Origin of the sequence: Wolbachia endosymbiont of Rhagoletis cerasi (genome assembly GCF_018454475.1) — a bacterium.
In the GTDB taxonomy this organism is placed as follows: domain Bacteria; phylum Pseudomonadota; class Alphaproteobacteria; order Rickettsiales; family Anaplasmataceae; genus Wolbachia; species Wolbachia pipientis.
The window spans coordinates 1-15,086 of record NZ_JADCNC010000002.1; the positions used below are offsets into that span (position 1 = coordinate 1).

Consider the following 15,086-nt stretch of genomic DNA (forward strand, 5'->3'; position numbering starts at 1 on the left):
AAATTTACCAAATGAAAAAAAAGGCAAAAGAAGCCCTGGGGTTATTATCCGCTTTAAAATATTGGCGTTTTTTATGTTTTAAACGCTTGACAAGCGAGATTCAGCCGCTTTTAATTGCAACTAACTTACGCTGCAAATGTTTAAGAAATTTACTAAGCAGAAAAAAAGACAAAGAATCCCCGAGTTAGCTAGTCTTTTACTATCTCTGTCGAGTATTGGCATTTTTTGATGTCTTGTAACGCTTTGTAAGCGCGTTCAGCTTATTTAGATAAAAATCTAGATGTAGATGAAGTTTTGTAAAGACATACAGTATCTATATACTGCAAAAAATTGAACATAAGACGCCGATACATTAAGTAATCCTTACCTTTTAATCTGCAGATTGGCGAAAGCAAATACAATAGCTTCAGTTTTATGATAAGGGGGCTGGCGAAGGGTGTCAAGTAAGTTTTTTCGTTTCTAACGGTTGTTGCCAAAAACTATGCAAGAAGTCTTTTAAGATCAATCACTTATCTTCAAGGCTTGAATAAAAGCATTCTGTGGAATATTTACGTTCCCTATAGAATGTAACCTTTTTTTACCCTTCTTTTGCTTTTCAAGTAGTTTCATTCTTCGCGTTACATCTCCACCATAGAGTTTAGCTGTTACATCTTTTCTGTATGGGTTAATCGTTTCTCTGGCAATAATTTTTCCGCCCACTGCCGCTTGAATCGCGATTTTATATTGCTGACGTGGTATTAGATCCTTCAAGCGTGCGCATATTTCACGCCCCCTTTTTTCTGCTCTGCTTTTGTGAACAATACAGGCTAATGCATCTACGGGCTCTCCATTAATTAAAAAGCTTAATTTATCTATTTGGCTTACCAGATAGCTGGAAATTTCCCAATCCAAACTTGCATACCCCTTGGAAATTGATTTTAATCGATCATAAAAGTCAAAAACAACTTCAGACAGTGGTAATTTATATCTTAACAATGCTGTTGTTGTGTTACCAATGTAAGATAAATCCTCCTGTTCTCCCCTCCTTTCTTCACATAGAGATAGAATCTCTCCCAAGTATTGATCAGGAACCATTATGGTTGCGGTAATCCATGGTTCTTCCACAATTTCAATTTTCGTTGGATCTGGCATATCACTTGGGTTATGAATATTCAAAATTTCACCACTTCGTGTTGTAACCCTATATATAACACTCGGTGCAGTTGCTGTTAGGTCTAAATCAAATTCTCTCTCGAGCCTTTCTTGAATAACTTCAAGATGCAACATTCCCAAAAAACCACAACGAAATCCATAGCCTAGTGCATTTGAAGTTTCAGCTTCGAAGGTAAAACTTGCATCATTTAAATGTAACTTTTCTAGAGCTTCTCTTAGATATTTAAAATCATCCGTTTTATGAGGAAAAATGCTACAAAATACCACAGGATGCACTTCTTTAAATCCAGGAAGTGCTTCACTACAAGGTCTCTTTTCCTCAGTGATAGTGTCCCCTACCTTGCAGTCTGCCACTTCCTTCATTGAAGCAGTTATAAAACCAACTTCACCCGCTGAAAGTTCACCCGTCATCACTTTTTTAGGGGTGAAAATACCAATATTGTCCACTTGATATGTAGCATTATTAGACATCATAACAATTCTCATGCCTTTTTTTAGCACTCCATTTTTAACTCGCACTAAAATTACCACTCCTAAGTAAGTGTCATACCAACTATCAACTAAAATTGCTTGCAATGGAGCATTTACATCACCTTGAGGAGCTGGAAGTTTTGCTACTATTGCTTCCAGTACATCTTTTATTCCAAGTCCAGTTTTTGCTGATATTAAAACTGACTCACTTGCATCAATACCGATTATTTCCTCAACCTGGAGTTTTACCTTTTCTGGATCTGCAGCAGGAAGATCAACTTTATTGAGCACAACTATTATTTCATGGTTGTTGTCAATAGCTTTATATACATTTGCAAGGGTTTGTGCTTCAACGCCCTGGCTACTATCTACCACTAAAAGTGAACCTTCACATGCGGCTAAGCTTCGACTTACCTCGTAAGAAAAGTCAACGTGACCTGGGGTGTCCATGAGATTTAGGCAATATTGATTACCGTCGTTTGCCGTATAATTGAGTTTTACCGTCTGTGCCTTAATTGTAATCCCACGTTCGCGTTCTATATCCATTGAATCGAGTATTTGATTGGTCATTTCTCTTGCTTCAAGGCCGTTACATTCCTCTATTAAACGGTCAGCAAGCGTTGACTTACCGTGGTCTATATGCGCTATTATTGCAAAATTTCTTATGTTGTTCATTTATGGCTATTTTACTTAAGTAGAACCATTTTACATTTTAAGTGTTGTGAGGGCAATCCTTTATTAAGAGACTATTTACTCCTTCAACATAGACGACACTTTTTTCGAGCAGGAAATCACTTTATTAACCATATAGTTTTCATGATTATTATCTATTTTAGGCAACTCATATAGATAATTTACCATCATCCCGGCTGACTGACTAATACCCTTTTCAGAAGTATCCGCCATCCAGTTTAATTGTTTTATCGATGCACCATTGCTTAAATGGAAATGCGCCACCGGGTCATAAGCATTTCTATTACTATTATTCACTTTTAGTAAATAATATGCACATAGTTTAAGCATGCATTGTTTAGTTTCATTTGTACATTCAACATTAGTTTTTAATTGCTCTGCACTTTCTAAAATTTCTGCACTAGATTGTTTTATATTTAGTTTGCCCAATAAAGTGACATCTTGGTTTAGATTGTTTTTTAGCCATTTCGTAAAGCCAGGTATTGGAGAAAGAGTTGCATATGTTTTTATACTTTTAAACTCTTGTGATAGCTTTTCTACAACCCTTTTGATCAAAAAATTACCAAGGCTGATTCCAGATAACCCTGCTTGAGTATTTGATATTGAATAGAATATAGCAGTGCTCGCACTACTTGGATCATTTGAAGGTACCGACTCATCTAAAAGGTGTTGAATGCTATCTGCAATCTTATCCACCAATGCAACCTCTACAAAAATTAGAGGTTCGTTCGGTATCTTGTAATGAAAAAAAGCAAAACAGAGACGATCAGAATCTAGTCTGTTTTTTAGGTCGCCCCAAGAGGAAATTTTATGCACAGCTTCATATTTTATAAGTTTTTCTAACAATGATGCAGGTGAATCCCAAGTGATTTGACGAAGATCGAGTAGATCAACATCAACCCAAGTATAGAGTATATTTTTTAATTCGCTCTCTAGTGGATTCAAGCTTCTATATTGGTTCTTTAGCTTAAGCACATCAGAACGCATATCAACAATAAACTTGAGGCCTTCTGGTAAAGAAATAAATTGCTTTAATATTTTAGAACGCGGTGATTCAAGAATTTTTATTAAATCCTGTTCAAATTTATAGTTTAACTCGGGATCTTGGTTTTTCTTATACTCTCTAATTTTCTCATCTATTTCCGCTTTATTCGGATTAAATTTTTCTGCCAGGGTTTGTAGAAATTTTATTTTACCTTTCTCTGATAAGCTTAAGTACAAGTTACCAAGAGATACAGCGTTTTTACGTGCTGAAACCTCCCCTCCCTTTGGATTTAAGCACTCGTTCATCTTCAAGACTAAACTATCGATATCGCGACTGTTGCTTAAATCAGGACTGATGTTACCAATCCACGATCTTACAGCATCTGCCACTCCACCTAGTATTTTAAAAAAGCTTCTTACCGCTTTTTTGTCTTCAACTTTCACTATATCAGTTTTTATCAATGATTCTTTTGTCATAGATTCCCTTTATTATACATAGCTAATGCAAGTCAGGGTCATACCGCTGCGATATCTCTAGATCCCGCTAACAAGTAGCGGGATGACGAATTTGTCGTTTGTCAAATCGTCGGTAAACCCAAGTTATTTTAGCTACATATAGCTTAAGTTAAAGGAAAATTTTAGCTACATAGCAGGCACTATTACTAGATTATTAATAATTCAGTAATACAATAGACTCCTTGCACTACCTCCCAAGCCACAACTGTCATTCAGTAGAAACAAAAAAACTTGCTTGACAAACTCCGCCAGCCCCCTTATCATGAAACTGAAGCTATTTATTTATCTTCGCAATCTGCAGATTAAAACGACAAAGGGAACTTTGTATTTGGCGTAAATCATGCTTAATTTTTTGCACTATGTGCACCTCATGTCTTTATAAAACTTTTAGGTTTTTACCTATACAAGCCAAAACGCGCTTATAAAGCGTTTAAGACAGTAAAAGACGTCAAATAGACAAGGGAGAATTTGAATACTAGCTACCCTAGGTTTTCTTTGCCTTTTTTTCTGCTTAGTAAATTTCTTAAATATTAAAGCTAAGGTTAGTTGCATTTAAAAGCAGCTAAATTGCAGTGTTTAAGACTTAAAAAACGCCAATACTGAAAATAGACAATGACTAGGGCTTCTTTTGCCTTTTTTTTATTTGGTAAATTTCTTAATGTTTATAGCTAAACGACAACCGTCATACCGCAGCGGGATCTAGAGATACCGCTGCGGTATGACGAGGGAGAGCAGCGGTGGTATGACGTAGGACTGCTATCGTCCCGCTACTTGTTAGCGGGATCTAGAGATACCGCGGCGGTATGACGTAGGACTGCTGTCATTCAAGTAGCTGAAACTGGAATGACACGTCATAAAGGAACCAGTGTCAGCTACTTGGATGATACCTTTTTTCTACTTATACCAATTCCCATTACACGGCAAACAGATGGACAAAGATGGAAGAAAAGCCATAATGAAGTAAGTAAAATAGTTGAGGTATAAATGGCATTAAGATCAAAATTATTGGATGAAAAAGTAGTAGAATCAGCAAAAGAAATGCTGAAGAAAGTAAGGAATAATGCATATGTTTCAAAAAAACTAAATGCTGTAATTGCAGCAAAAAAGTACAGTATAACGGCTGTAGCAAAAATATATTGCATTTCAAGAAGCGCACTAACTTCGTGGGTAAAACTCTTGAAATTTGGCAGAGAAGAAAAACTGTTTGCTCCTCCACAACGCCGTAGAAAAACTAAATTAAATCAGGTTCAACTACAGCAAATTGAAGAGTGGATAGAAGAAAATCCTAATATTACCATTAAAGAAATGAGAATAAGAATCCAGGAAAAGTTCAGATTAAATATCAGCAAATCTACAGTACACCGCTATATGCAAAAGATGAAATTCTCATATATTACACCAAGACCAGTTCATAATGGACAAGATAAAAGCAAACAAGAGGAATTCAAAAAAAAATCTCAATGGAGCTATTAGCAAGTATCCAGAAAAAGAGCTATTTTTCTTTGATGAATCACGGTTTGGCACACATTCAAAGGTTGGACATGGGTGGTTTAAAAAGGGGATTAGAACACAGGTTAAAACAAAATTAGGTAGGCAAAATTTCTATCTCTATAGTGCGGTTAATCCTAGAAATGGAGAGAGTTCTAGCTTATTTGCACCAAATGTCAACACTGATTGCATGAACATATTTCTTGAGCAGATGTCGCAATATCTAGAAACACGAGAGGCTTTTCTTGTTATGGATTGTGCTAGTTGGCATAGGTCAAAAAATTTAAAGGTACCTAAAAATATCGATATTATATACCTACCTCCGTACTCACCTGAGCTAAATCCTGTTGAGAGGCTTTGGTTATATATAAAACAGAACATTTTGCGCAATAAAATATACGATACAATTGCTCTGCTTGAGGGTGCTTTGTGCAAATTTATTACTTCTCTTGCCAGCTCCACAATTAAACAACTCTGCAATGTCTCCTATTTGACTGGCCAACAATGAGAGTTGGTATTAGTTTGGGTTATGCAAGAAGTCTATTTACTTCTTAACTTGACGCACATGATGTCTTGCAGCATCATCTACTGTCTCTAAATAAATCATTGCTAGACATATACCACTGTGTACTTCTACGGATACCTTATTGCCTAAACTTCGATTAAAGCAAGAATTTTTTCCCGGAAAAGCAAGATTACTAAGGTGCAGTTCCCATTTTAATCCTTTAGTTGATATTTGAGCTCTCGGTATACCAAGTAAAGATATTTTAGTATTTTTTGGCAAAGAAAAAAAATGGGTAATACCTTTTTGTAAAGTGTAACCTACCATGGGAGGTGAAGGTGTGTAAAAGATACTGCCCGTACTTAGAAAAATGTTAATATTCTGTAGTATGTGATCAATTGCTCCTCCAGTAATACCCGTTACTATTGATGGCAATAACTTTACTGTTTTTAAGTGAGCCATTGCTTTAGAAAAGTCGCAATAATCTTGATCAGGTAGATATATCGTATTCAAATTAGCACGTAAATCCAGATTTACGCTATCCAAATCTCCTACTACAAGATCAGGTTTTACGCCAATTGATAGAAGCTTGTTTGCTCCTCCATCTACAGCAATAATAGGTATATCTCGTTTAAAAAACGATGAGCTCGGTATTTTTCCATTTAGCACTACAATAGAACGATATTGTTGTTGTGTACTGCAGTGCAGCACATGATCATGGTGCAGGTTTTGCATCGTAGTAACATTTTTGAATAATTGATATTATGCTAATCACTAATCCAGCAATATTGCTAAGCACCACAAAAATTGAGCTCTGGTAAAGACCATAGCCAATCCAAGACAATGAACAAATAAGATAGTTTACTAACATTAACATCGATACATCACGAGTAACTTTAGTGATATATGCTTTATATACTTGAGGTGATAATCCAATTAGAGATGCAATTAACGCAATGAAGCCGAAGCATTCTTCAATATTTATATACATACATTTTCCTACGCTTGCTTTAACAATATCAGGTTCAAAGGGTTGTACTTTATGTACTCTCAGCTTTTCTAGAGCACCCCTAATGCGTGTAATTTATAACATCATTTAGTCTATTAATCAAGAAATTAATAGTGACTTGCATTTATGAAACCCAATCGGCTCCTATGCTAATTATTATCTAAACTAATCGTCGGTTGTGCATCTTGCTCAGAGATTAGGGCAACCAACAAATTATTTATCAATTGAACCTTTTGCTTGCCATCTAATTGTAAGCTTTTGTTTTTTTCAAAATGAGCTATTACTTCCTCGACAATTCCTATTGCATTTTGCACTATATGCCTTCTTGCCGAAGTGATAGCATGTGCTTGTTGACGCCTTAACATTGCTTGTGCAATCTCGGACGAATACGCCAAATGCGATATTCTTGCTTCTGTAATCTCAATTCCTGCAATATCTAATCTTTGTTGTAACATTGACCGCAATTCATCTGAAATTTTATCAGAATTTTTACGTAAAGACTCCTCATCGCTTTCGCTATCATACGGATAATTGCTCGCCAATTCTCTAATTACCGAGTCACTTTGTACAAAAACAAATTCGTGATAGTTGTTAACATTATAATACGCCTTCGCCGGGCTGTTCACTCTCCAAACAATCACTGCTGAAATCTCTATTGGACTTCCATTGGCATCATTCACTTTTATTTTTTCTGTGTTGATATTTTGAAATTTTAGGGAAACTATATATTTGCTTGAAAAGGGAAGCGTTACACATATTCCAGACTTAAAATAAGTTCCAATATAATGACCAAAAAATTCTATCACTCTTGCTTCATTAGGGTCATTAATAAAAAATCCTTGAAGAAAAGTCAAAATTGAAACGGCAGCAACTCCAAGTGCAATTGTGCTGTCATATGCCAAAAAAAGCAGCGATAAAATTAATCCTAGCGCTATTAGTACAGGAAAAGCCCGAATTTGACTCAAATTTCTATCGTTTATCGTATTCTTATCCATATTGTCTTTAAACTTCTTTTTCACTTGAACCCTCTCTGTTGATCGTTTTATTTATCTTATTTACAAATATTTTAAACTCTCTTAATTCATGATCAGGCAATTTTACTTCAGTTTTATGCGCTATCGTAAGCGGATCGATGTGTTTGCCGTTATATATAACTTCGTAATGTAAATGAGGTCCTGTTGCAACACCAGTGCTACCAACATAGGCGATGACCTGCCCCTGCTTTACTTTAGAGCCTAACTTTATATCGCCACTAAATCTACTTATATGCGCGTAACAGGTTGAATACTCATTTTTGTGTTTTATTTTGATGTAATTTCCATAGCCACCATTCTTTCCTATATATTCTATCACACCCTCTGCAGCAGCGTATATGGGAGTGCCAAGTTTAGCTGCATAATCCACTCCTTTGTGAAAAGCAATTTTACCGCGAACAGGATGCTTTCTATTGCCAAATTTTGAGGATATGCGATAATCTCCATTTAAAGGATTTGCAAAAATTTCGCCATTTTTTAAGCTTATTCCTTCTTTATTAAAATACCTTTCTTTGCCGTCTTGCGATTTATAATGATATAAACTAATAGCTTTCTTGTTTATTGTCAGTGAAGCATATAAAATTTTTTCTTCAGTCTTCTGATTATTAGGCAATCTCTCAAAAAGAACCTCCAATTTACTCTTCGGCACAATGTCTTTTTTAAAATCAACACCGAAATCTTTATATATGTTGATCAATTTCACCACTGTATTTGGCGCCAACCCTTCCGTGGCAAAAAAGGAAGATTTTATGGTACTGGATATGAATAACAACTTTCTATCACTTTCTGTCGTCAAAGTAGCTTTTTTTTTTCTGATTCCATGCTGGAATGGCTGTGCAAGATCTGTTGATGTTTCAGTAGCATATGCTGGTAAAATACAAAGCAATACAAATATTACCAGCCTCATAGCTTATCAACAAAAGTAAAATTACCTTCCACATACTGTACATCATCATTATCTTCCAGCTCTTCAACCAATGCAGATAATTTATCAATCAACTCTTTATCGCTAATTTCAATCAGATCTTTTGGCTGCCATGAAAGACGAGCAAGTTCTGGTTCTCCGAATTTTGCATAAAAGGCATCGCGTACTTTACCAAAATCTTTTATTTCACAAGTTATAACGTGTAATCCTTCTTTGTCATTTTCCTCAATATTCAATACTTCTAATTCGATTCCATGACTGAATAAATCATCAAAATTCACACCCTCTGCTTTATAGACAATTAAACCTACATGATCAAAAAGGTAACTAACACTTCCTGTTTCTCCCAAGTTTCCACCCTTGCGAGAAAATATATAACGTACCTCAGAAGCAGTACGGTTGCGGTTATTAGTCAAGGCATGGACAATGAGTGCAGTACCAGAAGGCCCATGACCTTCATATTGTATTTCCTCGTAATTTTCTCCAGCAATGTTACCAGTTGCATTTTTTATTGCTGTTTCTATTTTATCTTTTGGTAGATTTTCCTTGCGTGCAGCAAATATAGCAGAGCGAAGGCGCGGGTTGAGTTCGGGCAGCCCTTGCTTTGCAGCAACTGTTATTTCTCTAATCATCTTCGTAAATTTTTGAGAGCGCTTTGCATCCTGAGCGCCTTTCCGATGTTTTATATTTGAAAATTGTGAATGACCAGCCATATTCAAATAGTTAAAAACCTAATTATATATCAAAGCATAGAAAAAGCTAAAGCAAATTTTCAAGCCTCTGGCTTGGCATCTTGCAGGTTTTCTGCTAATAACATACTTTCATACTGCTCAGCTTCTAAGTCAAGGCCAAGAGCTGAATGGGCTGCTATTAAATGGTTAATAGACTTAGAAAAATATTTAGAATCCTTATAGCTTGCCATATTCTGGAAACGCTTAATTGCTGCTAAATATTCACCACGCCTCAGGTAAAATTTACCGATAGAATACTCTTTTGTTGATATATGTTCTGTGATTAATTTTGCTCTTTCCTTTATCTCGTCTACATATTCGCTGCCTGGAAAGAGATTAATGTACTCAGTGGCTAGCTCTAAAGTTTTATATGCAGTTTGCTGTCCAAGTTGCACTTTATTAATTTGCATGTAATAAGATAATACTCTTAAGTAGTATACATATGGTAAATCTTCACCATTTGAATAAACATATATATAATCATCCATATCACTTGCAGCACTGCTATAGTTACCCATATTATAGTGAGAGACCCCAGATAATAATTTTGCTTTCATTGCCCAATAAGAAAAAGGATACAAATCCTCTATCTTATGAAATGCCCTAATAGCTTGTTTATATTTTTTCTGGTCAAAAAGTTCAACTGCTTCTTCATATAGTTCAGTTTCAGTTTTTTCAAGATCATCCGCATACGATTGTGTAAAGGAGCAAATTAGGAAAATAAAGCACGTGATTAAAGTCTTATACATAAGATTTTTTTCGATCAAAATAAAGTATAGACCTAAATATTACTTAAATAAATAAATTTCTTAGGCAACAGCCGGTCCTTCTTCTTTATAACTACGGTCAGAACTACCTGCATTTCTTGATTCACCTCGTCCTTCCACTTTTGGATCTTTCAGCGTCTTACTGTAGGAATGTATAGTTAAGACCTGTACAGCCATAAAAATTGCAATACCTACCAAGCCTAAAGTAGGTCCAACAGCAGGATTTAAGGACGATGCTAATGCTATTAACATTATCCTTCTTATTAAAAATACAGAAGAACCAGCAAGCGCCAATCCGGCTACAGATATATTGCTAGTTTTCTTGCTAGATTTCTCATCAAGATCAGACTTTTCTGTTTCCTTTTTCTTATTTTTTTCATGCTTATCAATATAAGAAACAAGAGTTGCAAGAAAAGCAATTGCATTGGCAAGAAATAAAATTGCATCCTCTGCTGCTTCAAGTGAAGATGTTTCACCCATGATCATACCTACAATAACCAGTGCAGTTGTTATAGCCTCAATATAGATCAAACACTGACCTATATCAGAAATATTGTGCTCTTTTTCCTTTACTTCCTCTCCATTTTCAATAATCTCCAACTCTCGTTCTTTTTGTGCTATCTTCCTATTATTGTAAATTAAATATAGCGTACAAATAAGAGATAAGACTGTAAAAGGTAATATAGTGTGGCTTAGCGCGCCACTTATCACGCCAAGTAATACCTGATCGCTATATGTTTTTTCCAGTTCAATCGCCATCAGCAATGTAAATGGGACCATTGTTGCCAATGATGCACATTTTCTATATAGCTCTCTTTTTTTTAGTGCTAATAGTTCTTGTTCTAGCCTTTCTCTTTTGACTTCTTTATCAACTGTTGGCCAAAAATCCCAAAAAAACTCTTCTAATGGTTCAAAATCTCTTTTTTTCTTATTCTTTCCTGGAACCTTTTTAGTAGAAGAAAATTTGCCACTAGGTATTTTCATAATATTAACCTAATTAGTAGTAAGTTAATACAATTATACACCTTTTTGCTTTCTGAGTCAATATCACTAAGATATTAACTACTCTTGTCTATTAACTATTTCCTAGGAGATTTAACCAATCTGTTTGATGCCGGCTAGGATATAATTATAGCCTGACCACACAGTTACAATAGCTGCAACCCATAAACAAATCGCACCTGTATATTGAATCATATAATAATCGTTCATTATTAGCGCTACTACAGCAACCATCTGCAAAAATGTTTTAATTTTGCCAGCTTTGCTTACAGGTAGACTAACATTTGTAGCTATCAAAAACTCCCGCAAACCCGAGACTAATATCTCCCTACAGATGATGATAATCGATGGTACTATTGTAAAATCATTTATCTTCTGCTTATAAACTAGCATAATTATCGTTGAAACCACTATTAATTTATCAGCAATTGGATCAAATAGCTTGCCAAATTTTGATTGGACTTTCCACGCACGCGCCAAGTAACCATCAAAAAAATCCGTAATGCACGCAAACACAAAGATTGATATTGTTATCAGGCCTGCATATTTATTTTCTATATAAAAACTTAATATTATTGCTGGTACTGCAAGCGCACGAGAAATTGTAAGCAAATTAGGCACGTTTTTCTTAAGCATGTAATACCATTCTACGTAGTAGGTAAACTTATACAGAAGTACACCAGAGTTCACAAGCTAATAGTTTACAATTGAACATTTATAAAAACTCCATATACTTAAAAAATACAAGCTTAAAATATAAGGATGTAATGATGAACGATGATTTAGATAGTACCACAAAACAAGAGGCACTTAATTATCACAGTAGAGGTGGTAAACCTGGTAAAATTTCAATCATGCCAACAAAACCTTTATCTACCCAGTATGATTTGTCACTTGCTTATTCCCCTGGCGTTGCAGCTCCGTGCCTTGAAATAGCTAAAAATCCTGAGGTTGTTTATGATTATACGGCAAAAAGCAACTGTGTTGCTGTCATTTCAAATGGCACTGCAGTGCTTGGACTTGGTAATATCGGTCCTCTTGCTGCAAAACCTGTCATGGAAGGCAAAGCTGTTTTATTTAAGCGTTTTGCTGATATTGATGCAGTTGATATAGAAGTTGGTACAGAAAATATAGAAGATTTTATCAATGCAGTAAGGTACCTTGGGCCAAGTTGGGGGGGGATAAATTTAGAGGATATAAGATCTCCCGATTGTTTTATAATAGAGAAACGTCTGAATGAACTGATGGATATTCCAGTGTTCCATGATGACCAGCATGGAACTGCAGTGGTTGTTGCAGCTGGTATAGAAAATGCTCTTGATATTTTCGGAAAGAAATTAGAGGACGTTAAGATCATTATGAATGGTGCTGGAGCAGCCGGTATTGCATGTTTAGAAATACTAAAGTCCATGGGCGCTAAAAATATAGTGCTGTGTGATAAGCAAGGAGTAATATACAAAGGTAGAAACGAGGATATGAATGAGTGGAAGGAAAAGTATGCAATTGATACTTCCGAACGTTCTCTACTTGATACAATAAAAGGCGCTGATGTATTCATCGGACTATCTGCAAAAAATGTGTTAAACGAAGAGATGTTAAAGAGTATGGGCAAAGACCCAATTATTTTCGCTCTTGCCAACCCTGATCCAGAAGTAAGGCCTGAGTTTGCAAAATCTGTGAGGCCAGATGCAATAATCGCAACTGGTAGATCAGATTACAATAACCAAGTTAATAATGTCATGGGGTTTCCTTATATATTTAGAGGAGCACTTGATGTGCGTGCAACAACAATAAATGATGAAATGAAAATTGCAGCTGCAGATGCAATAGCAAAGCTTGCCCGTGAGCCAGTACCAGGTGAGATATCTGCAGTCTATGGCGGTCGTAAAATGGGCTATGGATGTGAATATATAATACCTACTCCATTTGACCCAAGATTAATTTCTATAGTAGCTCCTGCTGTTGCAAAAGCCGCAGTTGATTCAGGTGTTGCAAGAAAGGCAATACAAGATTGGAGTAAATATGAAAATCAATTAAAATCTCGTCTTTCTAATGTTCTCAGCACGCTGAATTTACTATCTTCACATATGTAATTTATTGGATAAAGTTAAAAGTGATAAACCAACCCAAACTCTAAGCCATATATGCCAAACCTATTGGTAATGGTTGCAGTTGTTGATTCAACACGTGCAGTTTCATCAACTTTACTTCCTCCACCGGCAGGAATATATCCTTCACCAGCTAGTATCTTTATTCCTGGTACAATATCTTTAAATTGGTTATCAAGGATACCAAAATAGCGTAAACCAGCAAATGCTTGAGTTTGTGCTGTAAGTTGGTGATTGATACCAAGTTTTGCTTGGTAAGCCAAGGCATATCTGGTTTTTCCTAGAAATTTAACCCTAGTTACACCTGCACCAATACCAACATATGGGGTGAATGGCATTTTTGCTATATTAAAATCACGATATACATTGACCATTCCAGCTAAGTTATTAAAACCTTCATTTTTCATCTTAAATGCAGCTCTGAACTCTGCTTCAACACTACAATTTTCTTGAATGTGAATATCAACCTTTCCACTTCTCCAAGGTGAATTGCATTCCGCTCCAGTAGACGCATCATTGTGACGACGAAGTTCAATATATCTTGCTTTTTTCTTATCTGAATAATCTTCATCATATAAGTTAGTCTGAGAATATAAGCCTTCAAACTCAACTCTCATATTTTTGAATAAATACCCTATTGCAGCACTACCGGCAAACCCTGGAACATATTTAGGACTGTATCCAGCTTCAATTCGCTCCTTCTTATTAAAACTAAAAACCCCCTCTGTTATATTGTCACCTGCATCTTCTTTTCCTTCTAGAGAACCTATTGCATTGAAGAATGCTCCAAAATAGTTAGCTTTGATGTAAACATTCTCTAAGTTATTTATTTTATCATCGTAAGATAAGCACCTAAATGAAAAAGTTAGCAAAACCAAAGATATGTGAATTTAAATCTTTCGCCCACCACAAAGCCTCCCTGCATAACTTGTCATTCCATTATTATAGTATGCTTCTATTTTTTATGATAGCAACTTTTTATTGCGCTCAATCGTTTTAGATTTATAATGAAAGTATTGTAATTTAAAGCAAATCAATGACTATTGCAATTCACGAATTAGAGAGGATCATCAAACAATCGTTCCCCGACGCTGATATAAAGATTCATGATCTTGCTGGAGATGATGACCATTATCATTTAAAAATAAACTCCAAGTGTTTTCTTGGAAAGACAAAAATAGAACAGCATAAAATGGTATATAAAGCTCTGGAAGGTCAGTCTATACACGCCTTGCAACTGGAAACTAATACTTTAAAATAAGGTGAATTTATGAGCAATTTTGAACAAATAAAAAAAGATATAACAGAAAATGATGTGGTATTGTATATGAAAGGCACTTCTGATTTTCCTCAATGCGGATTCTCTGGACTCGTCGTGTCAATCCTAAAAAAATTGAACGTGAAGTTTAAGTATATTAACGTGTTGGAGAATGATGAAATACGTGAATCTATAAAAAAGTTTTCTGATTGGCCAACAATTCCACAATTATATATAAAGGAAGAGTTTATTGGTGGTTGCGACATCACTCGCGAGATGTACGAAAAAGGCGAACTGCAAAGTTTATTGAAGGAAAAAAAAATTATTGCGGAATAAGTACCAAGAAACCAGTGCCCAGACGCTGGATAACGTAGTATAGCTATGAAAAAGGATCTTATGTCTTAAACCGTATCCGTTCAGGGGAGCGGCAAAATAAGGTAGACAAA

General features: G+C 35.5%; 17 protein-coding genes and 1 riboswitch. Of the genes, 6 read left to right on the plus strand and 11 right to left on the minus strand.

Annotation, left to right across the window (positions count from 1 at the left end):
* Positions 1-188 (plus strand): hypothetical protein (locus INQ25_RS00660; RefSeq protein ID WP_213862784.1); only part of this gene is annotated, 188 nt, incomplete at its 5' end.
* Positions 189-501: 313 nt separating this feature from the next.
* On the opposite strand, the gene lepA is transcribed toward INQ25_RS00660, so the two are convergent.
* Both lepA and INQ25_RS00670 read right to left on the minus strand, forming a co-directional pair.
* On the minus strand, positions 502-2,298 hold the full coding sequence (gene lepA, locus INQ25_RS00665; RefSeq protein WP_213862785.1) for a translation elongation factor 4: 1,797 nt from the start codon (positions 2,296-2,298) through the stop codon (positions 502-504).
* Positions 2,299-2,373: 75 nt separating this feature from the next.
* Positions 2,374-3,777: a malonyl-CoA decarboxylase gene (locus tag INQ25_RS00670; RefSeq protein WP_213862786.1), complete on the minus strand. Its 1,404-nt coding sequence runs from the start codon at positions 3,775-3,777 to the stop codon at positions 2,374-2,376.
* 882 nt (positions 3,778-4,659) lie between these two features.
* On the opposite strand from INQ25_RS00670, the gene INQ25_RS00675 reads away from it, so the two are divergent.
* A complete protein-coding gene (locus INQ25_RS00675; RefSeq protein ID WP_213862787.1) occupies positions 4,660-4,800 on the plus strand; it encodes a hypothetical protein in 141 nt (46 codons plus the stop codon).
* Positions 4,801-5,812, plus strand: a protein-coding gene (locus INQ25_RS00680) for an IS630 family transposase (protein ID WP_094745768.1) whose coding sequence is annotated in 2 segments (ribosomal slippage) — positions 4,801-5,262 and positions 5,264-5,812 — 1,011 coding nt in all. Because the reading frame shifts where the segments join, the coding sequence is not laid out codon by codon here.
* A gap of 36 nt (positions 5,813-5,848) precedes the next feature.
* Here the strand turns inward: INQ25_RS00680 and INQ25_RS00685 are convergent.
* The 8 genes from INQ25_RS00685 to pgsA form a co-directional block, all read right to left on the minus strand.
* Positions 5,849-6,541, minus strand: coding sequence for a thiamine diphosphokinase (locus INQ25_RS00685; protein ID WP_010962623.1), 693 nt, complete (start codon positions 6,539-6,541; stop codon positions 5,849-5,851).
* Positions 6,522-6,797 carry a SemiSWEET family sugar transporter gene (locus tag INQ25_RS00690; protein WP_006280002.1) on the minus strand — a complete coding sequence of 92 codons (276 nt, stop codon included), beginning with the start codon at positions 6,795-6,797 and terminating at the stop codon, positions 6,522-6,524. Before INQ25_RS00690 ends, INQ25_RS00685 begins: the two co-directional genes overlap by 20 nt.
* Positions 6,786-6,888, minus strand: a riboswitch (TPP riboswitch). (Overlaps the previous gene by 12 nt.)
* A gap of 76 nt (positions 6,889-6,964) precedes the next feature.
* Complete coding sequence (locus tag INQ25_RS00695) at positions 6,965-7,810, minus strand: SPFH domain-containing protein (protein WP_174515747.1); 846 nt, start codon at positions 7,808-7,810, stop codon at positions 6,965-6,967.
* A gap of 7 nt (positions 7,811-7,817) precedes the next feature.
* The gene (locus INQ25_RS00700) at positions 7,818-8,756 is read right to left on the minus strand and encodes a M23 family metallopeptidase (protein ID WP_213862788.1); all 939 of its coding nucleotides are present in this window, start codon (positions 8,754-8,756) and stop codon (positions 7,818-7,820) included.
* The gene (locus tag INQ25_RS00705) at positions 8,753-9,487 is read right to left on the minus strand and encodes a YebC/PmpR family DNA-binding transcriptional regulator (protein WP_213862789.1); all 735 of its coding nucleotides are present in this window, start codon (positions 9,485-9,487) and stop codon (positions 8,753-8,755) included. Before INQ25_RS00705 ends, INQ25_RS00700 begins: the two co-directional genes overlap by 4 nt.
* Positions 9,488-9,546: 59 nt before the next feature.
* The gene (locus tag INQ25_RS00710; RefSeq protein ID WP_213862790.1) at positions 9,547-10,254 is read right to left on the minus strand and encodes an outer membrane protein assembly factor BamD; all 708 of its coding nucleotides are present in this window, start codon (positions 10,252-10,254) and stop codon (positions 9,547-9,549) included.
* Positions 10,255-10,314: 60 nt separating this feature from the next.
* Entirely contained in the window at positions 10,315-11,256 is a 942-nt protein-coding gene (locus INQ25_RS00715; RefSeq protein ID WP_209472809.1) for a hypothetical protein, read from the minus strand.
* A gap of 111 nt (positions 11,257-11,367) precedes the next feature.
* On the minus strand, positions 11,368-11,910 hold the full coding sequence (gene pgsA / locus INQ25_RS00720) for a CDP-diacylglycerol--glycerol-3-phosphate 3-phosphatidyltransferase (RefSeq protein WP_155968529.1): 543 nt from the start codon (positions 11,908-11,910) through the stop codon (positions 11,368-11,370).
* A gap of 134 nt (positions 11,911-12,044) precedes the next feature.
* On the opposite strand from pgsA, the gene INQ25_RS00725 reads away from it, so the two are divergent.
* Complete coding sequence (locus INQ25_RS00725) at positions 12,045-13,367, plus strand: malic enzyme-like NAD(P)-binding protein (RefSeq protein ID WP_213862798.1); 1,323 nt, start codon at positions 12,045-12,047, stop codon at positions 13,365-13,367.
* Between the two features lie 14 nt (positions 13,368-13,381).
* Here the strand turns inward: INQ25_RS00725 and INQ25_RS00730 are convergent, their stop codons facing one another.
* Positions 13,382-14,254 (minus strand): P44/Msp2 family outer membrane protein, encoded by an 873-nt coding sequence (locus INQ25_RS00730; protein ID WP_080717615.1) that lies wholly within the window; start codon positions 14,252-14,254, stop codon positions 13,382-13,384.
* A 164-nt stretch (positions 14,255-14,418) separates the two neighbouring features.
* On the opposite strand from INQ25_RS00730, the gene INQ25_RS00735 reads away from it, so the two are divergent.
* On the plus strand, positions 14,419-14,643 hold the full coding sequence (locus INQ25_RS00735) for a BolA/IbaG family iron-sulfur metabolism protein (protein ID WP_015588949.1): 225 nt from the start codon (positions 14,419-14,421) through the stop codon (positions 14,641-14,643).
* A 9-nt stretch (positions 14,644-14,652) separates the two neighbouring features.
* Complete coding sequence (grxD, locus tag INQ25_RS00740; protein ID WP_006280013.1) at positions 14,653-14,976, plus strand: Grx4 family monothiol glutaredoxin; 324 nt, start codon at positions 14,653-14,655, stop codon at positions 14,974-14,976.
* The last annotated feature ends 110 nt before the right edge of the window (positions 14,977-15,086 follow it).